Here is a 22,277-nt window from a genome sequence, read left to right as displayed (position 1 = left end):
CCGTCGATCCGCACGAGCACGTCGCTGTCCTCGAAGCGCTCCGCCTCGCTCCACTGCTTAAGCTCGACCACGAGGTATGACGCACGTCCGGTCTGCGGGTGCTGCCCGGCGAGGACGACGTCGGCGCGCTTGCTGGTGAGCGGCAGCTGGTACTCCACGAGCATCTCGACGTCGCCGAGCCCGGCGTCGATGAGGTCGGCGCGCAGCCGGGGGAGGCTGCGCTCCCACGAGCGACGCTCGGAGGGGGAGGCCGACCGGCCGGTGGTGATGGCCATCTGCTCCGCGATGTGCTGGGCGAGCTGCGCCTCGGCGACGGACAGTCCCTGCACGGACGATCGGAGCAGGAACACCGGCAGGACTCCCCAGGCAGCACGAAACTCGTGCGGGTGGGGGCGTGTCCGGAGAGGAAGCCCGTCGGGCCGCTATGACATGGTCACTCTAGGACGTGTGCGGCACGCGTCATGCACACCGACTCGCGCGTCACCGGAAGTCTGTCTCTAGGGCGACACACAGAGGGCCCGAAACCAAGCTGCCAGCCAGGCCTTGCGCCGGACGAAGACACGAAGCTCTAACGCAGATCCAGCTTGGCGCCGGTGGCACGAAGCATCTGGAACGTGTTCACGGTGCTGACGCCCATCGCCCGGCATGCGTCTGGAATGTACACCCGCTTCTGGGCGTCCGGATGGGACTGCTCGTGCGTGACGACGAGATGCTGATGCTCCCGGGCGAACGCGATGAGGAGGAAGTCGGCCTGGTCGCTTGCGAACTCAGCCAGCGCTGCCTGGGTGTAGTTGCGGGAGTAAGCCCAGGCCGTGAGAGCCCTGAAGTGCCGCTGGCTGCCCTGGTCGATCGACCTGAAGAATCCAGCGTTCGTCCGGGCCCAATCTGCGAGCGCGTCGTCACCTTCCGTCAGTTCCTCGCGGACGGCGTCGATGCTGCACGCCTCGCCGCGGTGGTGTGCCCGATCGAGCCAGTCCCAGAAGCCGGGCGCGATGTCGAAAGCGTAGTACCGGTTCTTGGCCTCGATAAGCACGTTGGCATCGACCAGGTGCATCACGACACACCCAACTCCGTGGCCAGGCCCTCGAATGTCGCATGCTTCTTGGTCCCGAGCAGTCGGTACGCGTCCCGGTAGGACGTCGAACCTTCGAACGTGCTGGAGACCACGGCCTGCGCAAACCGTCTGCTCAGGCGGAGAGGCTGTGTGTAGTAGTAGTTGCCACCGCCTGCGTCTCCCCCCTTGGCCTCGAGGATGGCCATGACGCGCTCGCGTTCCCGCTCGAATGTGTCTCGGTAGTCCTCCCAGGTCATGAGACTCGCGTCGTGGATCCGGCTAAGGACCACCAAGGTGCTGACGCGATATCGACTTGCCAGGCGCTCTAGTTCTTCGACCGTAACCGTTCCCTGAAAGTCTGTGCGAAGTGCGGCCAGTGGCACGAGTACCTCGGCGGCCACCTCGTTGCACCAGAGCTCGGCGGTCTCGCCTTCGCGGGCTGTCATGGTCGCGTCCGACAGGGCGCTTCCGCCCAACCAGATGTGGGCGAACTCGTGGACCATCGAGAAGATCTGCGCCGCCTTGGTGTCAGCGCCGTTGACGAAGATGAGCGGCGCCTGGGGGTCGGAAAGCGCGAATCCACGAAACTCGTCCGGGTTGAGCTTGCGATGCGTGTTCCCGCCGACGATGCCGCTGACCATCACCAGCACCCCGAGGTTCTCGATACGGTCGATGAGGCGGCGCAAGGCCTGCTGCCAGCTGGAGAACGTGCTGCGGTCGGGCAGTTCGAATTTGAGCAGGTGGCGCATCTCAGCGGCCACGAGGTTGGCCGAGGTGTCCGTCGTTGCGGATCCGACAAACTCCGGCGCGGGAAGGCCATTGTCCTCCGCATACGCCCGATACCAAGCCTGGCGGTTCTGGCAGAGGTAGATGGTCTCGAGCAGATCGACGGACGGTCGAGGCACAGCAAGGTTGCCAATCGTCCGCATGTCCGGAATGGGCACGTCCTCGACCGGCGGTTCGGGCAGGAACAACGCACCGAACGGAGTGTGCGTGTCGCTGGCGAACTTCTCGATCTGCTTCAAGGTGGGTTTTTGCGTCCCGATGATCCACTCGTCTAACCGGGGCGCCCGTCGCGCGACCGTTTCCTCGTCCCACCCCGCACGCTCGACCGCCCACTGCAGGACGTCGCCGGCGACATCTACCCGGACGACCATCTCGCTCACCTCCCGTCAGTGCGAGTCGTGCCTACCTGTGGCTGACACTCTACGGAGCCGGGGCGACACGCCCATCCGACGGTCTCGCCCTTCCGTCCCCGACTCAGCGGCTCGGGCCGACAACACGGCGACGAGAGCCCGGACACAGACGGGCTCTGGGATGGGCCACCTAGTTAATCTGACGGAGCCGTCCCTGACCCGTGGACTTCGCGTGCTCATGATCGGCCGCCCGCTCCGCCAACGTCGCGACGGCCATCTCCGGCGGCAGCATCTCGGAGAACTTCAGCTGCTTGATGGCCCGCTCGTCGATGAGCGGCAACGCCCCGGCGAGGTCCGGGCCGAGCTCAGTCCTAGCGACCTCCAGCGCCGTGCGCAGCCACTCTGCGCTGGCATCGTTCCGCAACCCGATCTGCCAGTTGTCGTAGACGACCGAGTCGCCCAGGATGTCCGGGGCGACCCGGTCGAGCGCGCCCACGAGCACGGCGTTGGCCCGGGCGCCCGCCCAGGTCCACCAACGCATCCGGGCCCCGTCCTCGGTCAGCACGGTGCCGTCGGCCCAGACGAGGTCAGCCATCTCCTCCCGGAGATCCGCGAGCCGGTCGTCGGCACGTCTGGTCAGGCGGACCCCGGCGGGGTCGGCACCGAGCAGCACCCGCCGGATCGCGTCCGCCAAGGCCCACGACTGCGCCTGGGGCATGCTCTGCCACCGCGGTGCCTCGCCCTTCGCTGTCGGCTCCACGTACGCCTTGCGTCGTTTCCAGTCGATGTAGGTGACCTCCCACGGCCGGCCGGCCAGGGTCAGCAGACGCGGTCCGGTGACCTTGCGCAGCAGCAGCATCGGGTCCACCGATCCCACCTGCTCACGTCCCTGGAAGACCTGGACCTCGGGGTCGGCGGTGAAGACGGCCATGAGGTCCCGGTAGTGCACCACCCCGTACCGCCGTTCCGCCTCCGGCCCCACGAAGAGCATGTCGCCGTCGCGGTCGAGATGGCCGCTGTCCAGCAGCCAGGCCTCGATGGCCTCCGCGTCCTCGGGGGAGCCCAGGCCGAGCCCGCCCAGCTCGCTCACCCAGGTGCCGGAGCCGACCTGCCGGTGCTGCAGCGTGATCCCGAGCAGCTGCTGGGCCAGGATGTGCCGGGGCGCCGGGGGAGCCGTGACGGGTTCGACATACCCCTCCGACCACAGCAGGAGCAGACCGGCTGCCCGGAGCAGGTCACCGTCGTCCGCCTCGAGGAAGAGCATGTTGCGTGAGCTCCCGGAGCGACGGCCGGTGCGCCCGAGCCGCTGCAGCAGGGACGCCACCGTCATCGGTGCGCCGACCTGCAGCACGCGGTCGAGGTCGCCGACGTCGATGCCGAGCTCGAGGGTCGAGGTGGAGACGATGACGCAGTCCCGGGCTTCGGCGAAAGCCTGCTCCGCACGCCGACGCTCGTCCACCGACAGCGACGAGTGGGAGACGAAGGTCTCCGTATGCCGTTCTCGCAGACCCTCCGCGAGCGTCTCCACCGTGCGTCGCGAGTCGGCGAAGACCAGCCGCTTCTCACCGTGGTGCAGGGCGTCGATCACGGTGGCTGCGTTGCCGAGCGTGCCGACGTAGTCCAATTGGATCTCCGGCGTGACGCCCACGCCCGCGTCCGGTGCCACGACGGTGGCGGGGATCTCGGCCGCCCGGTTGCTGCCCTGCAGCCAGGACAGCAGCTGCTCGGCGTTACCGACGGTGGCGGACAACCCGATCCGCTGCAGCGGCCGTCCGGTCAGCGCGGTGAGCCGCTCGAGCACCGCCAGCAGGTGCCACCCCCGGTCGTCACCGGCGAACGCGTGGACCTCGTCGATCACGACCGTCCGCACGTCGGCGAAGACCTGCCGCGGGTCGACGAGCCGGGAGACAAGCATCGACTCCAGCGACTCCGGGGTGGTGAGGAGGATGTCGGGACGCTCGCGCACCTGCCGCTTGCGCACCGACTGCGGGGTGTCGCCGTGGCGCACCTGCGCATGTCTGCCCAGCCACCCGGCATACCCGGAGACCCGTGGCTCCAGGTTGTTCAGCAACGCCTTGAGGGGGCAGACGTAGAGGACGGACAGCCCCTGCCACTGCTCGGCCCGCATCCGGCTGAGCAGCGGGAAGAGGACCGCCTCGGTCTTGCCGCCGGCGGTCGGCGCCAGCAGCAGGGCGTCGTTCCCGGCGAGGACGGGGGAGACCGCCTGCTCCTGCAGCGGCCGCAGCGAGGACCACCCCAGCGTGTTGACCACGTGATGCTGGACCACAGGGTCCAGCCGCCCGAAACCCTCCTGCGGCGGTGCGGTCACAGGTCCAGCTCGACCTCGTCCGCGGACGAGGCGGGTGCCGCCCGTCGGGGACCCGAGCCACCCGATGCCGCCTGCCGTTCGACGTCGCTGAGCTCGTCCTGCCGCAGCGTGAGGGCGTAGTCCTGCCGCGGGTCGAAGTCGGGGAACTGGTCCACCCGGTCCAGGACCTCGCCCACGAGCTTCTTGAGGAAGACCCGGGGCGCGATGCCCACCTTGCCGCCGAGGTTGCCGGTGACCGCCCGGGATAGCTCGGCGACGTAGGCGTCGTCGACCTCCCGCAGGATCCGGTCGGACTGCTCGGTCCCACCGGCGTACAGGTCGCGAACCTTCGACCCGACCTCCACCAGGGAGCGCTCGTCGAAGCCACCCAGGCGGACCTGCACAGCCCGCGGGTTGTCGAAGCGGGCGTCGGTGGCGAAGTCGGTCGCCAGCCGCTGGGCGAGCGGAGGGAGGCGCGGGACGCCGGAGGGGCCCTCGAAGAACGCCGGCGTGCCGGTGATGACCAGGTAGAGGCCGGGGAAGCGGCCCGAGTCGACCTCGTCGACGAGCTGGCGTATGGCGTTGAGCGCCTTGTCGCGCACGTCGCTGCGCATCCGCTGCAGGGTCTCGACCTCGTCGAGCACCAGCAGGAGGCCCGGGTGGCCGGCGTCGCGCAGGACCAGGAGCAACCCCTGCAGGAAGGCCATGGCGCCGAAGTGGTCCAGGTCGCCGCGGACGCCGGCGGCCCGCTTGGCCGCCGCGGCGACGTGCGGTTGGCCGCCGAGCCAGGCGGCCAGAGCATCAGCCGTCGCTGAGTCGTTGTCGCTGACCGCCTGGCGGTAGGCACGTAGAGCCATCGCGAAGGTGGGTGTCCGCGCCGAGACCGCCGTGAGCCGTTGGTCCAGCAGGGCGTCGACCGCCTCCGCCACCCGGCTGGGATGAGCGTCGCCGAGCGCTGGGTCGGCGGTGACAGCGTCGGTCTCCAGGGTGAACAACCAGGAGTCGAGCACGGAGCGGAAGGCGCTTGGCGCTACTGACGCCGTCCGCAGCGACTCGGTCACCCGGCGGTAGACCGTCTCGAGCTTGTGCAGCGGTGTCTCGGTCTCGGAGATCTGCACCTCTGCGGTGGCGAAACCGCGACGGAGGGCATCCTCGGCGAGGTGCCGGGTGAAGAACGTCTTTCCGGCCCCGTACTCACCACGCACGGCCTTGAAGACCGAACCCCCTCCGGCGACCGTGTCCAGTTCGGAGGAGAGGGCGGTGCTGAAGCGGTCGAGACCGACGGCCAGCAGGTCGAGACCGTGGCTGGGCACGGTGCCGCGGCGTAGGGCGTCGACGACCTCGCGACGGCGGCGTGGGGAGACCTGGCTCATAGCGATTTCTCTACCGGACGTCGAACTGCTCGCGCAGCAGCGGCACGTCGAGGATGACCGTAGTGCCCTCGGTGCGGATCACGGGGTAGCTCTCGACGTTGAGCAGTTTGGCCAGCTGGGCGGTGGCACCTCGCACGAGGGCGGGGGACAGACCCAGGACGCCAGCGAGCTGCGTTCCGCCGAGCCTGGTGCCGGGGGCGGCGGCCAGCGCCTCGAGCGCCGCCTGCACCTGTGCGTCGTCGAGTGAGAGCCGTCCGGCGACGGACTTCTGCTGCTCGAACACCTCCGACCGGAGGATGGCTTCACCCAGTCCGATCTCCTTCGCCGCCGGCGGGGGAGTCGAGGGGACGGTCGAGGTGTCGAACAGCGCATCTTCCTGCGGTGGGGCCGCCGGCCGTCCACGTGGTGCTCGGCGGCGGTGCGTGGACGGTGCATCCACCTCCACCGTGGTGGCTTCGACCGGGGCGACCGACCACCAGCGCGGTGTCTGCTGCCGGGCGAGCCGCAGATCGCTTCCCTCCGGCACCTTTGGCCCGGGCACCAGGACGACGACCGGCACGACGACCTCGGCCGGGGTGGCGCCGCCGTGGTATCCCGCCTTCAGGGGCCCGTAGCGCAACCGCTCGGACACCGGCAGCACGGCCCGCCCGCCGTGCTTGAGCACCCGTGTCCCGGAGACCAGCACCTCGTCGGGGTCGGGAGGGGGGTCGGCGGCACGAGACCGGCCGCTTGAGATGTCCGGTGCGCTGCGCTGGGTTCCCATCCGGCGCTCGACCACGTGACCGTGGTCGGCGGTCAGGATCACGGTGCGCCCTGCGGCGAAGGCGCGCTCCAGCAGCGGTCGCAGGTGCTTGACGGCGTCAGCGGTCCATACGGTGCCGGCGGGGTCGCTACGGTCGAGCGCGTCGTCGATCGTGTTGAGGACGCAAGTCACCAGCTGCTGGGACGTGTCGGAGATCGCGAGCGCGACATCGTCAGCGACCGCGAATCCAGGCTGCGACGAGTCCAGGGGCTTCTTGTGGAATATCTTGGGGCTCCTCAGACCGAGTGCCGACACGAGGGCTGCATACCCGGACTGCTCGCGGTCCTGCCCGCCGGTGGTCAGCTCCCCGCAGAGCAGGGACGCGCGGCTCACCTCGGTGAGGGACGGCAGGACGGAGAGGCCGGTCGCACGCACGTGCGCCTCAGGCAGGAGCGCCTCCTGCCAGCCCTCACCCCGCCCGAGGACGTCCGAGACGATCTCGGTCGCGACGGCCGTGCTCATCCCGTCGAGCACCAGCAGCAGCGTCGGTGTCGCCTTCGCGACCGGGACGACGGCTCCGCGCAGCAGGTGCTCCAGCAGCCAGACCCGGTCGGTGCGACCAGGGGGCGCGAGATAGCCGTCGAAGCTGCCGGCGTCATCCTCGACGGCTTGAGCCAGCGCGGAGGCGAAGGCACGGTCGTGGACGTCGCGGACGGTTTGCACAAGGGCCAGGACGGCGGTGAGACCGTCGGCCAACCGTGCGTCAGACACTCCCTCGTGCGCGTCGTTGGCCGCGGCGTCCACCCAGGCATCGGTGGCGCCCTGGCGCAGCGCCAGCGTGGCCAGGTCCGTGGCGGTCGGCTCGGTCGGGAGGGCCAGCCACCTGGACAGTCGCACCGCTGCCTGCACGGGCGCCAACCGCGCATCTCCGCGACCGGTCTCTTCGGGGTCGCCGAGGACATGACGGCCGACGGCCGCCCACGCCAGCTCGATCTGCTGCGTATGCCGCGCAACCTGACCGGACACGGCGTCCGGCTCGACAGCACGGTCCGGTAGCCCTAGCGTGGCCGACCGGAGCCGCTCGGCGACCGTGAGCAGGCGGGCGGTCAGGCCGCTGGGGAGCACGTCCGAGCGCTCGGCCAGCGCGTCTGCGTCGATCTCGACAAGGAGGGCGTCGGCCCTGTTGAGCAGCTGTCGTGCCACGTCGCGGGTCGAACGGTCGTGCACCAGGTCGCTGACGACCTGCGTGGCGGCGTCACCGAGGGCTCGCAGCGCCGCTGTGGAAGGGGACGAGCCTTGCCAGCGGTGGGCGAGCCGTGCAAGCCCCAGGTCACGGGCATGCTGTGTCGCCACGGCGTCGTCATCGGCCGTGGTTCCACCGGGCCCCCCGTCGGGGGCGCTGGGGACGAGGAGGGACAGCACGACCCCGAGTGACACGGCGTCCCTGATCTCGCCCTGCCTGAGCAGCTGGAGGAGCGGGGCCTCGGCCGCACCGGCCGCCGAGCAGATCCAGGCAAGGGTGGCGTCTGTGACCCGGTCGCCCGCCGCTGCCCGGAAATCCGCGATCCTGCCGGTCAGGCCCGGGGTCGCCGTCCATCGCAGGACCCCGAGCACGTCGAGACCCCGACGGGGCACGTCCAGCCAGGCTCGTGCCACCGACCCCAGCGCGTGATCACGGGTCAGGGTGCCGGCCGGTGCTGGGGGCCAGCCGTCCTCTGGCCGGGCCAGCAGCAGGCCGTTGGCGAGCGTGCGGCTGTCGGGCTGCACGTAGAGCGCGGCTTCGAGTCCGGTGGCGGCGAACTGCTGCCGGACCGACTCCCACGGGTCGGGCGTGCGCAGCTTGTGGCCCGCGAGGTGGGCGAGGATGCCGACGCCGAGGTCCTCCTCCGGGCGATCGGTCACCAGGACGAGCCAGCTCCCCGGCCGCTGCGCGAGCAGGGCCTGCCTCACGGCCAGCGCGGAGACGCACGGCGCCACCTCGACCGGGAGACCGCGGTGCTCCAACGTCGTGTGCTCGATGCTCGAGGGGTCGGCATAGATGCCGAGCACCGTGGCCGCGTCCCGGTGGGACGGACCGTAGTCGTGGGCAGCGGCATCGTCGAGCATGGCCCGCACGACTGGCAGGCTGATGGCACCGGCGAGCTGACGCTCCGCACGCGGGGAGGACGTCACTCGACCACCCTCCACGTGACCTCGACCTGCTTGCCCTCGTGAACACGGAGGAACTCCCGCAGGCCGGTGAGGATCTCCTCACCGTCACCCTTCGCGGTGCGTGTCACTCGGTGGAGCGAAGGGTCGTGGACCGGTCCCGGATCAGGGCCAGGAGGAAGCGGGACGACGTCCGGGTCGTCGCCGCCCGGTTGGGGCGCCGGCGGTTGGATCGGCGGCGTCGGCACGGGCTTGATCGTGAGGGCCCACTCGAACGCCTCGTTGTCAGCACGCTGCAGCGCCTCCGCGGCGCGGGCGACGATCTCGTCAGAGGTGAGGTCGGTCTTGAGGCGGCTCAGCACCCGCTGCGCGTCCTCATCCGTCTCCGCCGACCTCAGCGGGTCCAGGCGCTCCCACCGGAAGCGCTCGAACGCGGCGACGACAGCGCCCGCCTGCTTGAGGCTGGTGCCGAGCGCGTTGCCCCGGCCGTCCTCGACCTCGACACCGAGCCGCTTCACCAGCTCCACACCCTGCAGCTGCTGCAGCGACGCAGCGATCGTGGCGGCGCGGCGCGCGGTGGCCAGCCGGTCAGCGGTGCGCTCGGCAGCGTCGATGGGCAGCCCGAGCCGGTGGTAGGCGCGCTCGAGCTCCCCGACGAGCTGCTGGGCAGGGGCGGTGACCTTGCGTGCCTCGGCGTGCACCAGCTCGGCGAGCGTCGCCACCGCCTGGGGGGTGAGGAACGGCGAGGCAGAGACGCCCAGCAGCTCGGCGGCGCCCTTGGTCGCCGCAGACCACTCGGCCTGGCTGGGCATCGGCTGGAGCCGCAGCTCCATCTCGGGAAGCAGCCTGCCAGGGTCGGGGGCGGGGATCGATGCTCCGCGGTGCCACCACGACCGCTGCCGGAGCAGACCCCAGGCCAGGATGACCAGGTCGCTGACCTCTGGTCGCAGGCCCCGGGCGGGCGTCAGCGCATCGATCCACCGGCGGACCTGCGCCACCGTGACGGGTCCGTCGTCGATGCCGGCGGCGCCGGCCGCGCGGGCGAGCTCTGAGCCCCAGGGGGTGAACCGGTCGTCCCCGAAGACGAAGTGCGTCTCGGCGGCCGTGCCCACGCCCAGAGCGTTGGCGACCCGACGGACCCCCTTGACGTCGCCCTGCAACGGCACCCGCTTCTGCGGGTCGGCCATCGCGCGGACCAGGTGTGCGTGGACCGCCTTCAGGTCCGCTGGGCGCACCTCGACGTCCCCGGGCTCGAACTCGGGGTGGGCGGGGTAGGTGGCGGCATAGGCGCGGTTCACCAGGTCGAGGTATGCGGTGCGCACGCTGGTCCCGCGGGGGCTGCCCGGGTCGAACGACCGGTCCAGGCTCGTGAGCACGCGGTCGTGGTGCGCCTCGTCGGTGAGCACCCCTCCCGAGGGTGCGAGCACGCCATACGCCTGCTCCAGGGCGCGGGTCAGGCTCTCCCTCAGCGAGCTGTGCTGCGCCTGGAGGATGTGCTTGGCCGTGGCCCGGTCCACCTCGCCGAGGTGGTCGGCGTGGCTCGACCAGCGCTCGCCGGTGCCCTCCAGCAGCCAGTCGAGGATCACCAGCCGCCGCAGGTCGCGCATCCGGTCCGCGGACAGGAAGTGGGGGAGCCAGACCACGGTGCGGTGCGGCTGCCCGGTGCTCAGGAGCCGGTCGAGGCGCGAGAGGTCCTCGGCGCTGGAGTGACCCTCTTCGTCGAAGGGGTGGTCGAGGACGATCCGCCAGGTGCCCGGCCGTGCGGCGAAGTGGTCCTCCGTGAGCCAGGAGCTGTCGCGGACGTTGCCGAAGACGAGGTCGACGTCGCGCCGGGACCCCCTCCACACGATCTGGGTGGTGTGGGCGCCCAGGACGTCGGGGTTGCCCAGCTCGATGCCGAGCATCTCGGCCACGAGCGACTTGACGAGCTCGCGCCGCCGGCCGGGGTTGTCCTCGCCCTTGGCGCGGTCGACGATCGACTCGTAATCGACGTCCTCCAGCTGCACGCGGATGACGGGGTCGCGCTGGTCGGACTCGACGTGGATCTCCGGGATGGTCGCCGACCAGCTCTTGACCTTGCCCAGCACGATGGTCCGCTCGTTGCCGGGCAGGGGGGAACGGATGGACCCGTGGTTGAGCGAGGCCAGGCGCGAGGGTGTGAGTCCCTTCAGGGCGGGGACGTTGGGGGCCACCGCCGACAGCAGCAGGGTCTTGGCCAGTCGGTCGTCGGCGAGGTATGCCGGTGGGAGGCCGCTCCGGCCGCTCTCGGCTTGCTCGAGGTCGTCGCGGGTGAGCCCGTGGGTGGACATCAGCAACGGCTGAACCTTCTGCGCATACAGATCTCGGGCTGCGCGGAAGAGCGCGGCCGCCTGGGTGTCCAGCGGCTGCTGCCCGTTGACGATGTAGTCGAACGCGTCGCCGACGGGGATGACGTCGTCGACCGACAGGCTCTCCCGTCGGTCCACGAGCATCTGCTGCATGACCTTGAGCGCGGTGCGCTCGCGCTGCATGACGCTGGCCAGGCTGCGCAGCGTCGAGACCAGTGCGGGGGAGAAGGGGTAGGTCCGACGGAACGCCACCTCGTCAGCCCCCCGGTGCGCCTCGTCGGTGTTCACCCCGTCGAGGAGCACGTCCCACACCTCGGGACGGCGCTCGAGCTGTTCGAAGGCGTCGCTGAGCACGCGTTCGGACCGGGTGTCCTTCGGCATGAGCAGCCGCTGCTTGGCCACGTAGGGAAGGTTGTCGTCGCCGAGCTCGATGATCGAGAAGCGGCCGCTCTGGTGGTTGAAGGCGCGCTCGAGCATCTCCTGCTCGGCGCCGCTGGCACCGGCGTCGGCGAACCAGCGGCGCAGGTCCATCTGCCGAGCGACGAAGGAGACGATCGGCACGGCTCGTCGGCCCGTGCCCGACTCGACGAGCTTGGTGATCTTCTGGCTCTCCCGGCGGAAGAAGGCGGGGTCCTGCACCGAGAAGGCGAGCCACAGCACCAGCTCGTCGAGGAAGAGCACGACCGCGTCGTAGCCGAGAGCCTTGGCGTGGCTGGAGATGGTGGCCAGGCCCGTGTCCAGGTCCAGGTAGGTCGCCTGCCGCGTGTAGGCGCTGAAGTAGCGCTCCACGAGGGCGGTGACGAGGCGCTGCCGCTGCTCGGTGTCGGGGGTCGCCGCGCGCGCCTGGTCGTAGCTCTCCCGCGTCCACGTGCCCGACCCGAGCACGGCACCCCAGACCGCGTCGTCTGCACTGTCGCCGGCGGAGCCGTTGAGGCCGGCGAAGAAGCTGTCGTCGCCGATCCGGCGGCGCATCTGCTCGGCGTTGGCGATGAGCCCGTCGGACTCGTGCACCGCGGGCAGGGGTGCGTCGGGGTGGAGGGCTTGGACCTGGCGGATGTAGCCGGAGAAGACGGCCTGCTCCAGCGACTCCGCACCGAGCAGGTGGAACGCCAGCGGCAGGACCTTCCTGTCCCGCAGGGCAGGGTCGTGACGAGCGACCACGCCCTGCAGCTCGGTCTTGGACCGTGCCCCCGGGTCCTGCCGCAGCAGGGCGTGCAGGACGGCCATGAAGTGGCTCTTGCCGGACCCGAACGATCCGGTGAGGAAGGCGCCGCGGCTCACGTCGGAGGAGATGGACTCCGACACCAGCCCCAGTGCCTGGTCGAACGCCTCGGCGATCTCGTCGGTGACGACGTACATCCGCAGGGCGCTCTCGGCCCCCGACCCGACGCTGTCGGTCAGACGCAGGACGTAGTCCTCGTCACCCGCCCGCTCGGGGATGGTGATGACGTCCTTGAGCAACGTGGTCATGACAGCTCTTCCTCATCCTCGGTCTGCCCGTCCAGATCCTCGCCCTCCATCTCGATCGCGTCCGGGACGGCGTCCTCCATCTCGGAGACGTCGCCGGTAGCGGGCGGGGTAGCCGGCCACCGCTGCATGGCCCAGGCGGCCAGGTGCTCCTGGCGCTCCAGGATGGACTCGGGCGTCCACTCGTCGTAGCTCTTCGCCACCTCCCGCTCCTGGGCCATCGCCGCGCCGTAGTAGAAGCCGGCCGGCGACGTGGGCTGGCCTCGCTTGTCTCGATAGTCCTTGTTGCTGTAGGTCGAGTTCGTATGCGTGAGCATCAGGTTGCCCAGGCTGTGGCGCAGTTGCTCGTGCTGGGCCTTCGTGAAGTCATTTTTCCACTGCCCCGCCAAGGTCTGCGGAAGGATGTGTTCGGTCGTCTCTGAGTACGCCTTGCTGGTGAAGGAGTCGAACGGCAGGAGGGTCTTCTGGGCGCTGGACGAGAGCAGCGAGATCTCGTACTCGTACAGGAAGTACTTGTGACCTCGGCGGTTGTACCAGTCCTCAGCGGCTCCGAGGGCGCCGCGCACCCGCTCGTCGTTCCCGTACTTCCACGTGGCCGCGTTGATCTCGACCAGAGCCTTCTGGGGGTCCAGGCCCTTGAACACCTCGTGAGCGAGGTAGTACAAGATTTGCGCACCCGCGTTGGAGCGCCGTTGTCCGATGACGAAAACTCGTGCGGCGAAGGTCTCGCACGCTCGCAGCACCCGCGCGTAGAGCTCCCCGTCCTGTGGGTGTCTGAGCCGCGTGGCGAAAAGCAGCGGGTAGAAGAACGTGAGTGTTCCAGTGCGGCGCAGGGCAGCCTGTGCCTCTGCAGCCCTGGTGCCATTGTCGCTGAAGTCGACGAAGTTGGGGGAGACCGCGGCCAGTTCAGCGGCGAAAAGTGAGCATCGCTGCAGGGTGTCGACATAGGTCTTGATGTCCTTGACCAACTCATCCAGTCGATCGGCGTCATGGTCGCCGCTCGCGGGAGCCCCCGTTAAGGTCTGGGAGGAGGGTATGTACCGGGAGCGTGGGAACTGGATCTTCACCGACGCTGTCCGGCGCCACTCCCGCGAGCGCGGGTCCACCGTTGCCAGCCAATGGGCTCGGAGTATGGAATCTTCGGGATTTCCCGACATGGTGGAGTGGTTGCGGAAGATCTCGGCCCAGACCTGGTTGATGTGCTGGACAAGGTCGTCCCGTCGCTGGCTCGGGAGGCCCCGCGCGAGATAGAGCAGGTAGTTCTTGATCTTGTCCGTGTCCGACAGGGTCCGCCCGCGCTCGTTCAGGGTCTCGAAGATGACCCCGACATCGGACTTGTCGCTGACGTCGTAGACGAGGAACCGCAAACCTGAGACGACGCGTGCGTTGAGGAGCTGCAGTCGTTGCACTGCGGCTGCCGAGTCGACGCCGTCCGTCAGCTCCTGGAGGCGACCGGCAAAGAACTCCCTCGCCTCCTTGAGTCGTCGCTGACCAACGATGAGTGAACTCACCGCAGCAGGCTCATCACCGAGGACCGAGTTCGCCCAGTAGTGCTTCAGCTCTGACCCGAGCTCCAGCTTGGGTCGCTTGACTCCACCGATGCTGACGTACCCGAAAGTATTGCGCAGGTTCCGCGCGATCTCGTTGGCGTCTTCGTCGTCGAAGTCCTCGAGGCGCCGGCGCAGCTGGTCGAGAAGAATGAAGCACGTGGTCAGGCGCTGTTGACCGTCGACGACGTCGCACAGCTCCAGGCTCATGCCGCTGCTGGTGATGGCGGGTTCCCCACCCGTAGGTTGAAGGACCAGCGTGCCCGCGTAGTGCCTGTTCGACGTCATCAGATTGAGGTCCGACCAAAGGTCCTCGAGCTGCTTGCGTTCCCACGCGTAAGGCCGCTGGTAGTCCGGAATCCTGAAGAGCCGCTCGCTCGCGACGCTCTGCAGGGTGAGCTCCTGCTGTCCGACCATGTCAGCTCCTCGCCTTTCGTCCACGTCGTGCCGGCTCCGGCCGCCATGCCGCCAGCTCTTCGACCGTCCGGCCCACCTGGAGGCTGCGGTCCTGCAGCTGCTCGCGGCAGAACTCGGCCATGGGCATCCCGTAGGTGGGGTCGATGTCGGCATGCCACTGCTCCACCCAGGGCTGCAGCTCGGCGAGCCCGGCGACGAGAGGGACCAGCTGGGCGTCCTCCGCGCCTTCGGACTCGCGCTCGCCGATAATGATGTTCAGCGCGAGCGCCTGCTGCGCGTGGTCCCACCCGGCCCAGCCCAGAAGCGCGGTGGGGTCGGTCGCGCGCCCGGCGTCGGGGTAGAGGATGAACCGCTCCTTGGGCACGTCGAGCTTGCCGCGCGCCTGCCACCAGGACGCCTTGCGGAAGTCGGCGCTGGTGTACTTCGGCGGCACCGGGATCGGCCCGACCTTCTCGCCCGCGTCCTCGCGCCGCTGCAGGTCCCAGGTCTCCTCCCACGCTGCCCGCTTGCGCATCCCGGTCTCCTTGAGCCGGTATGCCGCCAGGTAGGGCACCGCCTCGTCGACGAGTAGGCGGGTGAGCGAGGTGGTCAACGGAACGTCGCGCCGCCCCTCCCACAGGGCCAGCACATCCATGACCTCCTCGTCCCGGGCGACGAGGTCGGCCAGCTGCGCGACGCTGCGCGGGGCTGGCCGGCCCTGGTTGTCGAACCAGTACCGCCGGTCCTCCAGCCGGTCCAGCAGCCACCCGCGCAGCGCCTGCTCCTGCTGCTTCTCCCACGGCACAGACGCCCAGCGACGCTTGTGCTCCGGCTTCTCCAGCAGGCCGATCGACCGGTCGGACTCGATGAGGTCGATCCGGCGTTGCAACAGGTCGCGGTATGCCGTGGGCCACCGGTCCGGGATTTCCGTCACCGGGGTCGACCCGTGCCGCTCGAACCACGCCGTCTGCGCCTGCCCAGCGGCGACTCTACGAGCCAGCACGATCTCGAACGCGCGCTCCCCGAGCGCCACGTCAGGCAGGTCGTCCCCGCCGTACCTCAGATCGTCCTCGATCAGGCCATACAGCCCGTACACCTCCCAGTCCAGCTCCTCCTGCTCCGCGATCATGCGCCCCCGCAGATGGGCGTATGCCGAACGCGCGTTGGCCAGAACCGCGGCGGTCGGTGCGCCCTCGGTGGCCACTGCGGCAGGGGTCTGGGACGCGGCACGTTGCGCGAGCTGATCGAGCGACCTACCGCGGGCGAGCGGCAGGTCGGCCGGCAGCGGGAAGTCCTGGAGGGTGGTCCCTGTGAACTCGTAGCGGTCGGACCAAGGCTGCTGGGAGACACGCGCGCCGTCCTGGCCCATCGGGTCACCGCCCTTGGGATAGCTGTTCTGCTTGAGCCAGAAGCACGCGGTCGAGGAGTTGAGGACCCCGAGCAGCGCCAGGTGGTCGTCCTCGGTGCTGCCCTCCGGCAGCTTGATGACGGGGGCCTTTTGATTGAATATCTTGCCACCGCGGTCCAACGCGAAATGGTTGTGGGTCGCCACTTCCGCAAACGTGATTGATAGCGGATGGGATAGTTTGTTTCGAGCGAGCATCATGTACTCATCGAAATCCAGACCCCGCCCGCGACGCGTTTGACCGAACATAAGCGTGCGCGATAGCAGGGTGCGATACGGCCACATATGCCGTAAGCCACTATCGTTGCTCAGCTTCCGCAAGTCTGCATCATATGGCCAGTATCTGGCCACTCCATGGCTGAAGTAGTCGCGGACCGCTTCACCGAGAACAAGGGGAATCGACGGGGCTCGCGAACCTGGCCGCAGCTCAAATGCATCTTCCTCGCCTATGACAGCCACGATGCCGATAGATGAGACGTCATCAGCAAGTTTGCGGGGAATGGCGCTGAGCTTGGCTTCGAGGTCCGTTGCTCCACCGCCAGACAGTGTCCATGGGAAAGTGGCAAGATGCTGTCGGTTCATATTGGCGATGGTGACCCACTCGTCTTCATGACCAGGTGCCCCGACGTTGTCCACGAGCGCGCGCCACACGAGCCCCTTTTCCGGATTTTCGGGTCGTCCTGGTTCACCGCGGACACCCAATACTGCACGCACCGTATTTCCCATCGGCCGTTGGCGACGTCCGACGATGATGACGGTTGGTGTGCCGTGACCAGGTATATAGGCGCCAGAGGTGTCAGCAACGAGACGCAGGTCCTGGCGCACGAGGAAATCCTCGATAAGCTTCGAGCCGAACTGCCGCTTCATGAAGGAATTGGAGGTGATCTGCCCCGTCCAGCCAGCGGGGCCGTCACTATCGGGTCGGGCGAGCTCGAAGAAGCGCTCCATGAAAGGGACGGTGAGGGCGTACTTGCCCTTGCAGGTGTCGTAGAGCTCGCGGTAGCGGCGGTTGAGGGTCTTGTCCTTGACGGTGATGTAGGGCGGGTTACCGACGACCACGTCGTAGCGGCCGGGGCGCAGCAGGTCGCGCAGCCTCTCCAGGTCTTCGACGGAGTAGGTGAACCCGCTGAGCTGGGCGTCGGGGTCGAAGGGGCCGAAGTTGAGCTCGCTCTCGGCCCGGCCGTGCAGGAGCGAGTCCCCGACCGCCAGATGAAGGGGCACCCTGGGGGCATCCTCGAGGCTGCTAAGGCCGGCATGCTTCAGAGCCGCGGCGGTGAGGCGGAAGCGGGCGATGGCGACGGCGAAGGGGTTGAGGTCCACGCCGTGGACCGAGTCGAGAGCGCGATGCACCACCTCACGCTCCGAGAGGGAGGGATCGTGCTGCCGCCACCGTGCGACGAACCGGTCGAACGCCCCGAGCAGGAAGTGGCCAGACCCGCAGGTGGGGTCGATGAGCCTGAACCCCTCCAGCGGACGCTCGGCCAGGGCCGGCTCGAGGGTCTGGTCGAGGATGAACTCCTCGACGAAGACGGGTGTCTGCAGCAGGGCGTAGGTCTTCTTCGCGTGGTCGGAGAGGTCCTGGTAGAGGTCTCCAAGAAACCGCGTCGAGAGGGAGTCGTCGCGCAGGTCGTGCACGAGCTCCCCGTGGTCGTCCTTGGATCGCCAGAAGTCGAGCAGCGTGGTCACGGCCTGGCCGGACGGCGAGACCTGCCACAGCGGGGAGTGGTCGTCGACCAGGGCAGCCGTCGCAGGGAGCTGCTTCAGGTGGTTGACGGCCTGCATGAGCCATTCGCGGTCGGTGTGCTCGGGGTGCGACCGGAAGTAGGCGAGCTGGGCGTCCAGGGCCTCCTGCCGCCGCGCCGGTGGGCCGGCGATCCAGACCGGTGAGACGAGCCCGTTGTCCTCGCAGAAGCGGACGAAGACGCTCGTCAGGACCCAGGCGACCGCGGACTGGGTGAGCCGGTCCTGCAAGAACTCGGTCCACGACGCGGCGGTGCGCTCGGCCTCCACGGCATCCCGGTGCTCCTGCACCCACCGCTGCTCCAGGTCGGCGTCCTCCGCGACCCGGGTGCGCAGGTCGTCTTCCAGCGCCAGCACCTGGGCCTTGAGGTCGGCGGTCAGACGGTCGGTCGCGGTCACGGAGCGGCTCCTGCTTCGGTGGTGCGGGTGGTGGTGTGCTGCAGTGCAAGGTCGCGGGAATCGATCCACTCGCTGTCCAGGGCGAGGAACTGCCCCGGCGAGCTGAGGCTGACCGGTTGTCCGTCGAGGATCGCGCCGCGCACGTTGCGGAGCTGCGGGACGACGAGCCAGACCGCCTGGGCGCGTGGCCGGGTCAAATCGGTCCACTGGGCCAGCACACCGAGGTGGCCGTACCGAGAGAGCGCCGACGCCTCGGTCAGCAGGACGGGACCGGCTCCCTCGTCCGCGGAGCCCATCGCCTCCTCGACCGCAGCGGTGACGGCGGGCAGAGCCCGCTCGACCAACGCCGCGAGCCCGCGGGCCGGGGTGGTCTCCGGGTCGGCGGCGTCGGCGGCCTCGATCGTGGCCCACGGCATACCCACCTGCTCGGACTGTGCCCGCACGGCGCGCAGGAGGACCTCGGTCAGGTCCAGCTCGCGGGCGCCGAACTCCTCCTTGAGCACCCGGGTCGCCCGCTCGAGCCGGTGCCCGGGGACACCTAGAGCCAGGAAGGACCGCCGGCTTCGTGAGTCGCGTAGGCGCTGACCGGCGACGCCCACCGCAGACACCGGGGCGAGGTCGGTGACCACCCGGGTGGGCTGACGGGTGTCGAGACCGGTGGTGTCCGAGGAGGCCGTCCGACTGCGGTAGGCGCGCTTGTCCGCGTCGAAGACCAGCCCGAGGTCTGCAGCGGCCACGACGGTGTCGAGATCGGGACGGTCAGGCAGAGGCGAGAGTGAGGGGAAGCGGGCACGGACCCGGTCCTTGACCGAGTGCGGGCTGAGGAGCTGGTGGGCGGCGACGCCACGCAGAGCGTGCGCGACAGCGGCGGCAGGGGGAAGGTCGCGATGATGGAGCTCGCCGGCTCCGGAGGCGCCGGCCCGGTGCGAGACGGCGGCGGCCAGGCGGACCCGGCGCCCGGCATCGAGCACGGCCTCGGCGCCGAACTGCTCGTGCGCACCGGCAAGTCGCTCGGTGACCACGTCTGCGGCGACCAGCAGGTCGTGGCCCTCACCAGTGCTCGCGGCGACGAGGCGGTCGGCCTCCCTCCCGAGGGCCTCGGCCATGTCGATGAGGACGGCGTCGGTCGCGATGAGACTCATCCGACCGTCGCGCCGACGCGTGTGCCAAGCCTCGTCCTCGTCCTCGGCACGCACGAGCGCGCGCTGCCGGTCGACGACGACGCGCAGCAGGCCGCGCGCGATGCGGTGCTCCTCGCGCTCGGCGCGGCTGTACGCCATACCCCGTGGGGTCATGCGCTCCAGGAGCGTGCGTGTGAGCTCATCCACCGTCGCGACCCCGCCGAGCTCGTGCAGCCGCTCCCGGACGGCGTGGTCCAGCCGCACCAGCAGGTCCTTGGTGCGGGCGTGGTCGGCCCAGCCGTCCTGCAGCGCGGACAGCAGCTGGGTCGCCCGCGCCGGGGTGACGGGGGTGGGCAGGTGCGCCGCGAGCTGGGCCTGGGTGGCGAACGCGTCGAGTTCGTTTCCGGAGGCCAGCAGCAGTCGTGCCATGGCCTGGCGCGAGGCCGAGCGACCCTTGCCGGTGTGGGTCATCAGCAGCTGGGCCGCGTCCACGGGAGAGGGCAGCGAGGCTGCGGTGGAGGGCGCGGCGAGGCCGCGGACGGCGTCGGCGAAGCGGGTGCGCCACTGCTTGGCGCGCCGCTTGACCTCCTTGCGGGTGGCGTCTGCGGAGCCGGAGAGCTGGTTGAGTCGCACGGGGTCGACCGCCACCAGGTCGCCGACCGTGGTCACACCGAGGGGCTCGATCGCCGAGAGTGCCCGGGCCGACAGGCCAGCCTTGGCTAGGGGCATGTCCAGGGTCGCGGCGTCGGCCAGCTCGTCGGCGTCGTCGGGGATCGTGGTGGCGTCGGGGGAGAAGGCAGCCTCCCACTCCCGCAGCATGTCCGCCACGGTGTGGTGCCGCTGCTTGGCGTCGCGAGCGAGGGCCTTGGTGAAGAAGGTGACCAGGGGGCGCGCGATGGTGCGGTCGAAGGCAGCCCCGTGGATCGTGGCCTCGTCACGGATTGAGGCCGGGTGGGCGCTGCCGTCGCCGTAGACGGGGGTCGCGCCAGTGGCCATCTCGAAAAGGACGACCGCGGCGGCATACCTCTCGGCGGCAGAGTCGAAGCGCGGACGGTCCTCCGAGGACAGGAACGGGTCCAGGTAGGGCGGGGTGCCGGCCTCGGTGGCCGACGCTGCGGCGCGGGTGAGGGAGAAGTCGAAGAGGACGAGGTGCTTGACTCCACGCGATGTCGCGCGTACCCCGAGGTTTGCCGGCTTGATGTCGCGGTGGTCGACGCCAGCCTTGTCGAGAGCGGTGAGCGCCTCGAGGAGGTCCGTCCCGTAGCGCTCCAGCAGGTCCAGCGACAGCCTGGTGCGCTCGCGCAGCACCTCGCTGAGCGTCTGGTCACCGGCGGACTCCAGGAGGAGGGCGGTGCGACCGCCCACCGTGAGGGGGCCCTCGACGAGACGGACCAGTCGGGGGTGGTCGAGACGGGCGAGGACCTCGGCCTCGTCGCGCAGGCGTGCTGCGGCGGAGTCGTCGAGGGCGACCTTGAGGACACGTTGACCGGAGCCAGTCGACTGTGCGTCGTCGACAAGGAGGCCGACGGCGGTGGAGCCTCGGCCCAGGCGTCGACGCAGCTCGAAGCGGCCCTCGCCGAGCAGGTCGCCCGGGCGCGCCTCGAGGGGGTCCACGTCGGGCTCGGAGGACGGCTCAGGCGCCTGCTCCGCTTCTGCGAGCTGCTTGAGGAAGGCCGCGAGGTCAGGCGTGCGCTCGCTGGGGGAGGGTCGGGTCGCGTTGAGGACCAGGGCACGCAGCGTCTCGGAAGCTGCCGGCAGCACGGGGCTGACGTCGAGCCCACCCTGCTGACGCAGCCGGTCGCGTAACCCGGCCGCGTCGGCAGCGGGCGGCTCGCCGGTGAGGATGTAGTAGGCCAGTGCGCCGACGCCGAACACGTCGAGCCGGAAGCGGTCACCCGCGCTGGCCTGCCAGGTGCCTTCGGGGGCGCGGTATGCCGCGTGCTCGTCGTCGGGCTCGGCGGAGGCCACGTGCAGGGCGGTGACCCCGTCGGCCGGGAGGCCCGTGTGGGCGGTAGTGGTGGTCAGGCCGGCGCTCTGCCAGTCGCCGACCAGGACCTTGTGCGAGCCGTCGGTGTGGGTGCGGACCCAGATCGCGGAGGGGCTGAGGTCGCGGTGGGCCACGGCGTTGCCGTGGGCGTAGTGCACCGCCTCGGCCACCTGGCGCACGAGGTCGAGCTGGGTCTCCAGCGCGAGCCCCTGGGGCTGCTCGGCGAGCCACAGGTCGAGCCGCTGCAGCTTGTCGTCGGCCGGGTAGACAAGCCCGGTGCCGAGCTCAGACTCGACGATGTCCACCGGACGCAGCAGACCGTCGTGGACGAGCCTGGTCATGGTGGCGAACTCGTGGGTCGCGAGTCTCTTCAGCTCTCTGGCGGCGGTCTCGCCGGCACCCGGAGGGGTGATGCGGAAGCGGATGCGGCCGTGCTGGGTCTTGTCGACGTTGTGGTAGGCACGCCAGTCCTGCCAGCCGTCACCCTCACCTGCGAGGGACTCCTCGATAACCCAGGACCCGGCGGTCCGCTCGCGGCGGGGGACGAGGCCGAGCTGCTGCATGAGGACCGGGACGATGCGCTCGTGGGTGGCCGTGACGACGTGCGGCTGCTGCGGGCGCTCGAGCAGCAGGCTGGAGATGCCGGGCAGGCCGGTCTGGCTCTCGTGGTGGTCGAGACCGTAGAGGCTCTTGGACTCGAGCTCACCGAGCTCGCTGCGCAGACCGGGGTGGTGGAGGAAGACGGCCTCCTGGATGAACGGCACCCCGTCGCGGAGGTCGGGAATGCGGACGCCCTGCTTGCGGGACCATTCGATGAGCTGGTCCTTGAGTCGGGTCGCGAGGTACTGCGCCTTGCGACGGGCTAGCTTGAGGGGGAAGGCTCGGCCCGTCCGCCGCTGCGGATCCAGGTCTGGTCGTTGCCGTGGAGGGTGCCGGAGTAGTACTTGAGCTCGACGAGGTGCAGCCGGGCGCGGCCCAGCACGAGGAGGTCGACCTCGTGCCAGCGGCCGTGGTTGTCGCGGAACTCGAAGTTGGACCACGCGCGGTAGGGAGCGATGTCGGGCAGGAGCTTGCGGACGATCTCGAGACCTGCGGTCTCGTGGTCGAACTGTGACTTCGTCACCTCG

The 22,277-nt window shown here is 69.7% G+C and carries 11 protein-coding genes; 1 reads left to right on the top strand and 10 read right to left on the bottom strand.

Features of this window, described 5'->3' with window-relative positions; all coding sequences use genetic code 11:
- Positions 1 to 98: 98 nt before the first annotated feature.
- Positions 99 to 428, top strand: coding sequence for a hypothetical protein (locus ACTMMA_RS03515; RefSeq protein WP_441188778.1), 330 nt, complete (start codon positions 99 to 101; stop codon positions 426 to 428).
- Positions 429 to 568: 140 nt separating this feature from the next.
- Here ACTMMA_RS03515 and ACTMMA_RS03510 read toward each other — a convergent pair whose 3' ends face one another.
- The 10 genes from ACTMMA_RS03510 to ACTMMA_RS03465 form a co-directional block, all read right to left on the bottom strand.
- Positions 569 to 1,054 carry a DUF4411 family protein gene (locus ACTMMA_RS03510; protein ID WP_441188708.1) on the bottom strand — a complete coding sequence of 162 codons (486 nt, stop codon included), beginning with the start codon at positions 1,052 to 1,054 and terminating at the stop codon, positions 569 to 571.
- Positions 1,054 to 2,211 carry an ImmA/IrrE family metallo-endopeptidase gene (locus ACTMMA_RS03505; protein WP_441188777.1) on the bottom strand — a complete coding sequence of 386 codons (1,158 nt, stop codon included), beginning with the start codon at positions 2,209 to 2,211 and terminating at the stop codon, positions 1,054 to 1,056. The genes ACTMMA_RS03510 and ACTMMA_RS03505 overlap by 1 nt, the downstream gene beginning before the upstream one ends.
- Positions 2,212 to 2,380: 169 nt before the next feature.
- A complete protein-coding gene (locus ACTMMA_RS03500) occupies positions 2,381 to 4,519 on the bottom strand; it encodes a DEAD/DEAH box helicase (protein ID WP_441188707.1) in 2,139 nt (712 codons plus the stop codon).
- A complete protein-coding gene (gene brxD, locus ACTMMA_RS03495; protein WP_441188706.1) occupies positions 4,516 to 5,871 on the bottom strand; it encodes a BREX system ATP-binding protein BrxD in 1,356 nt (451 codons plus the stop codon). Before brxD ends, ACTMMA_RS03500 begins: the two co-directional genes overlap by 4 nt.
- Before the next feature lie 10 nt (positions 5,872 to 5,881).
- A complete protein-coding gene (gene pglZ / locus ACTMMA_RS03490) occupies positions 5,882 to 8,785 on the bottom strand; it encodes a BREX-2 system phosphatase PglZ (protein ID WP_441188705.1) in 2,904 nt (967 codons plus the stop codon).
- Complete coding sequence (locus ACTMMA_RS03485) at positions 8,782 to 12,558, bottom strand: DUF6079 family protein (RefSeq protein ID WP_441188704.1); 3,777 nt, start codon at positions 12,556 to 12,558, stop codon at positions 8,782 to 8,784. Before ACTMMA_RS03485 ends, pglZ begins: the two co-directional genes overlap by 4 nt.
- Positions 12,555 to 14,519 carry a DUF262 domain-containing protein gene (locus tag ACTMMA_RS03480; RefSeq protein WP_441188703.1) on the bottom strand — a complete coding sequence of 655 codons (1,965 nt, stop codon included), beginning with the start codon at positions 14,517 to 14,519 and terminating at the stop codon, positions 12,555 to 12,557. Before ACTMMA_RS03480 ends, ACTMMA_RS03485 begins: the two co-directional genes overlap by 4 nt.
- Before the next feature lies 1 nt (position 14,520).
- Positions 14,521 to 18,042 (bottom strand): BREX-2 system adenine-specific DNA-methyltransferase PglX, encoded by a 3,522-nt coding sequence (gene pglX / locus ACTMMA_RS03475; protein ID WP_441188702.1) that lies wholly within the window; start codon positions 18,040 to 18,042, stop codon positions 14,521 to 14,523.
- Positions 18,039 to 22,058, bottom strand: a complete 4,020-nt coding sequence (gene pglW, locus ACTMMA_RS03470; protein ID WP_441188776.1) for a BREX system serine/threonine kinase PglW — start codon at positions 22,056 to 22,058, stop codon at positions 18,039 to 18,041. Before pglW ends, pglX begins: the two co-directional genes overlap by 4 nt.
- Complete coding sequence (locus tag ACTMMA_RS03465) at positions 22,013 to 22,273, bottom strand: NERD domain-containing protein (protein WP_441188701.1); 261 nt, start codon at positions 22,271 to 22,273, stop codon at positions 22,013 to 22,015. The genes pglW and ACTMMA_RS03465 overlap by 46 nt, the downstream gene beginning before the upstream one ends.
- Between the last annotated feature and the right edge of the window lie 4 nt (positions 22,274 to 22,277).

The sequence above is a fragment of the Ornithinimicrobium panacihumi genome (genome assembly GCF_052073805.1).
GTDB lineage: Bacteria > Actinomycetota > Actinomycetes > Actinomycetales > Dermatophilaceae > Ornithinicoccus > Ornithinicoccus panacihumi.
The sequence above is the reverse complement of the archived record's forward strand: the minus strand, read 5'-3'. Positions and strand labels throughout refer to the sequence as shown.

Coding starts and splice junctions, on each gene's coding strand:
- ACTMMA_RS03510 (WP_441188708.1), bottom strand. CDS start 1,054: ATGCACCTGGTCGATGCCAACGTGCTTATCGAGGCCAAGAACCGGTAC.
- ACTMMA_RS03505 (WP_441188777.1), bottom strand. CDS start 2,211: ATGGTCGTCCGGGTAGATGTCGCCGGCGACGTCCTGCAGTGGGCGGTC.
- brxD (WP_441188706.1), bottom strand. CDS start 5,871: ATGAGCCAGGTCTCCCCACGCCGCCGTCGCGAGGTCGTCGACGCCCTA.
- ACTMMA_RS03485 (WP_441188704.1), bottom strand. CDS start 12,558: ATGACCACGTTGCTCAAGGACGTCATCACCATCCCCGAGCGGGCGGGT.
- ACTMMA_RS03480 (WP_441188703.1), bottom strand. CDS start 14,519: ATGGTCGGACAGCAGGAGCTCACCCTGCAGAGCGTCGCGAGCGAGCGG.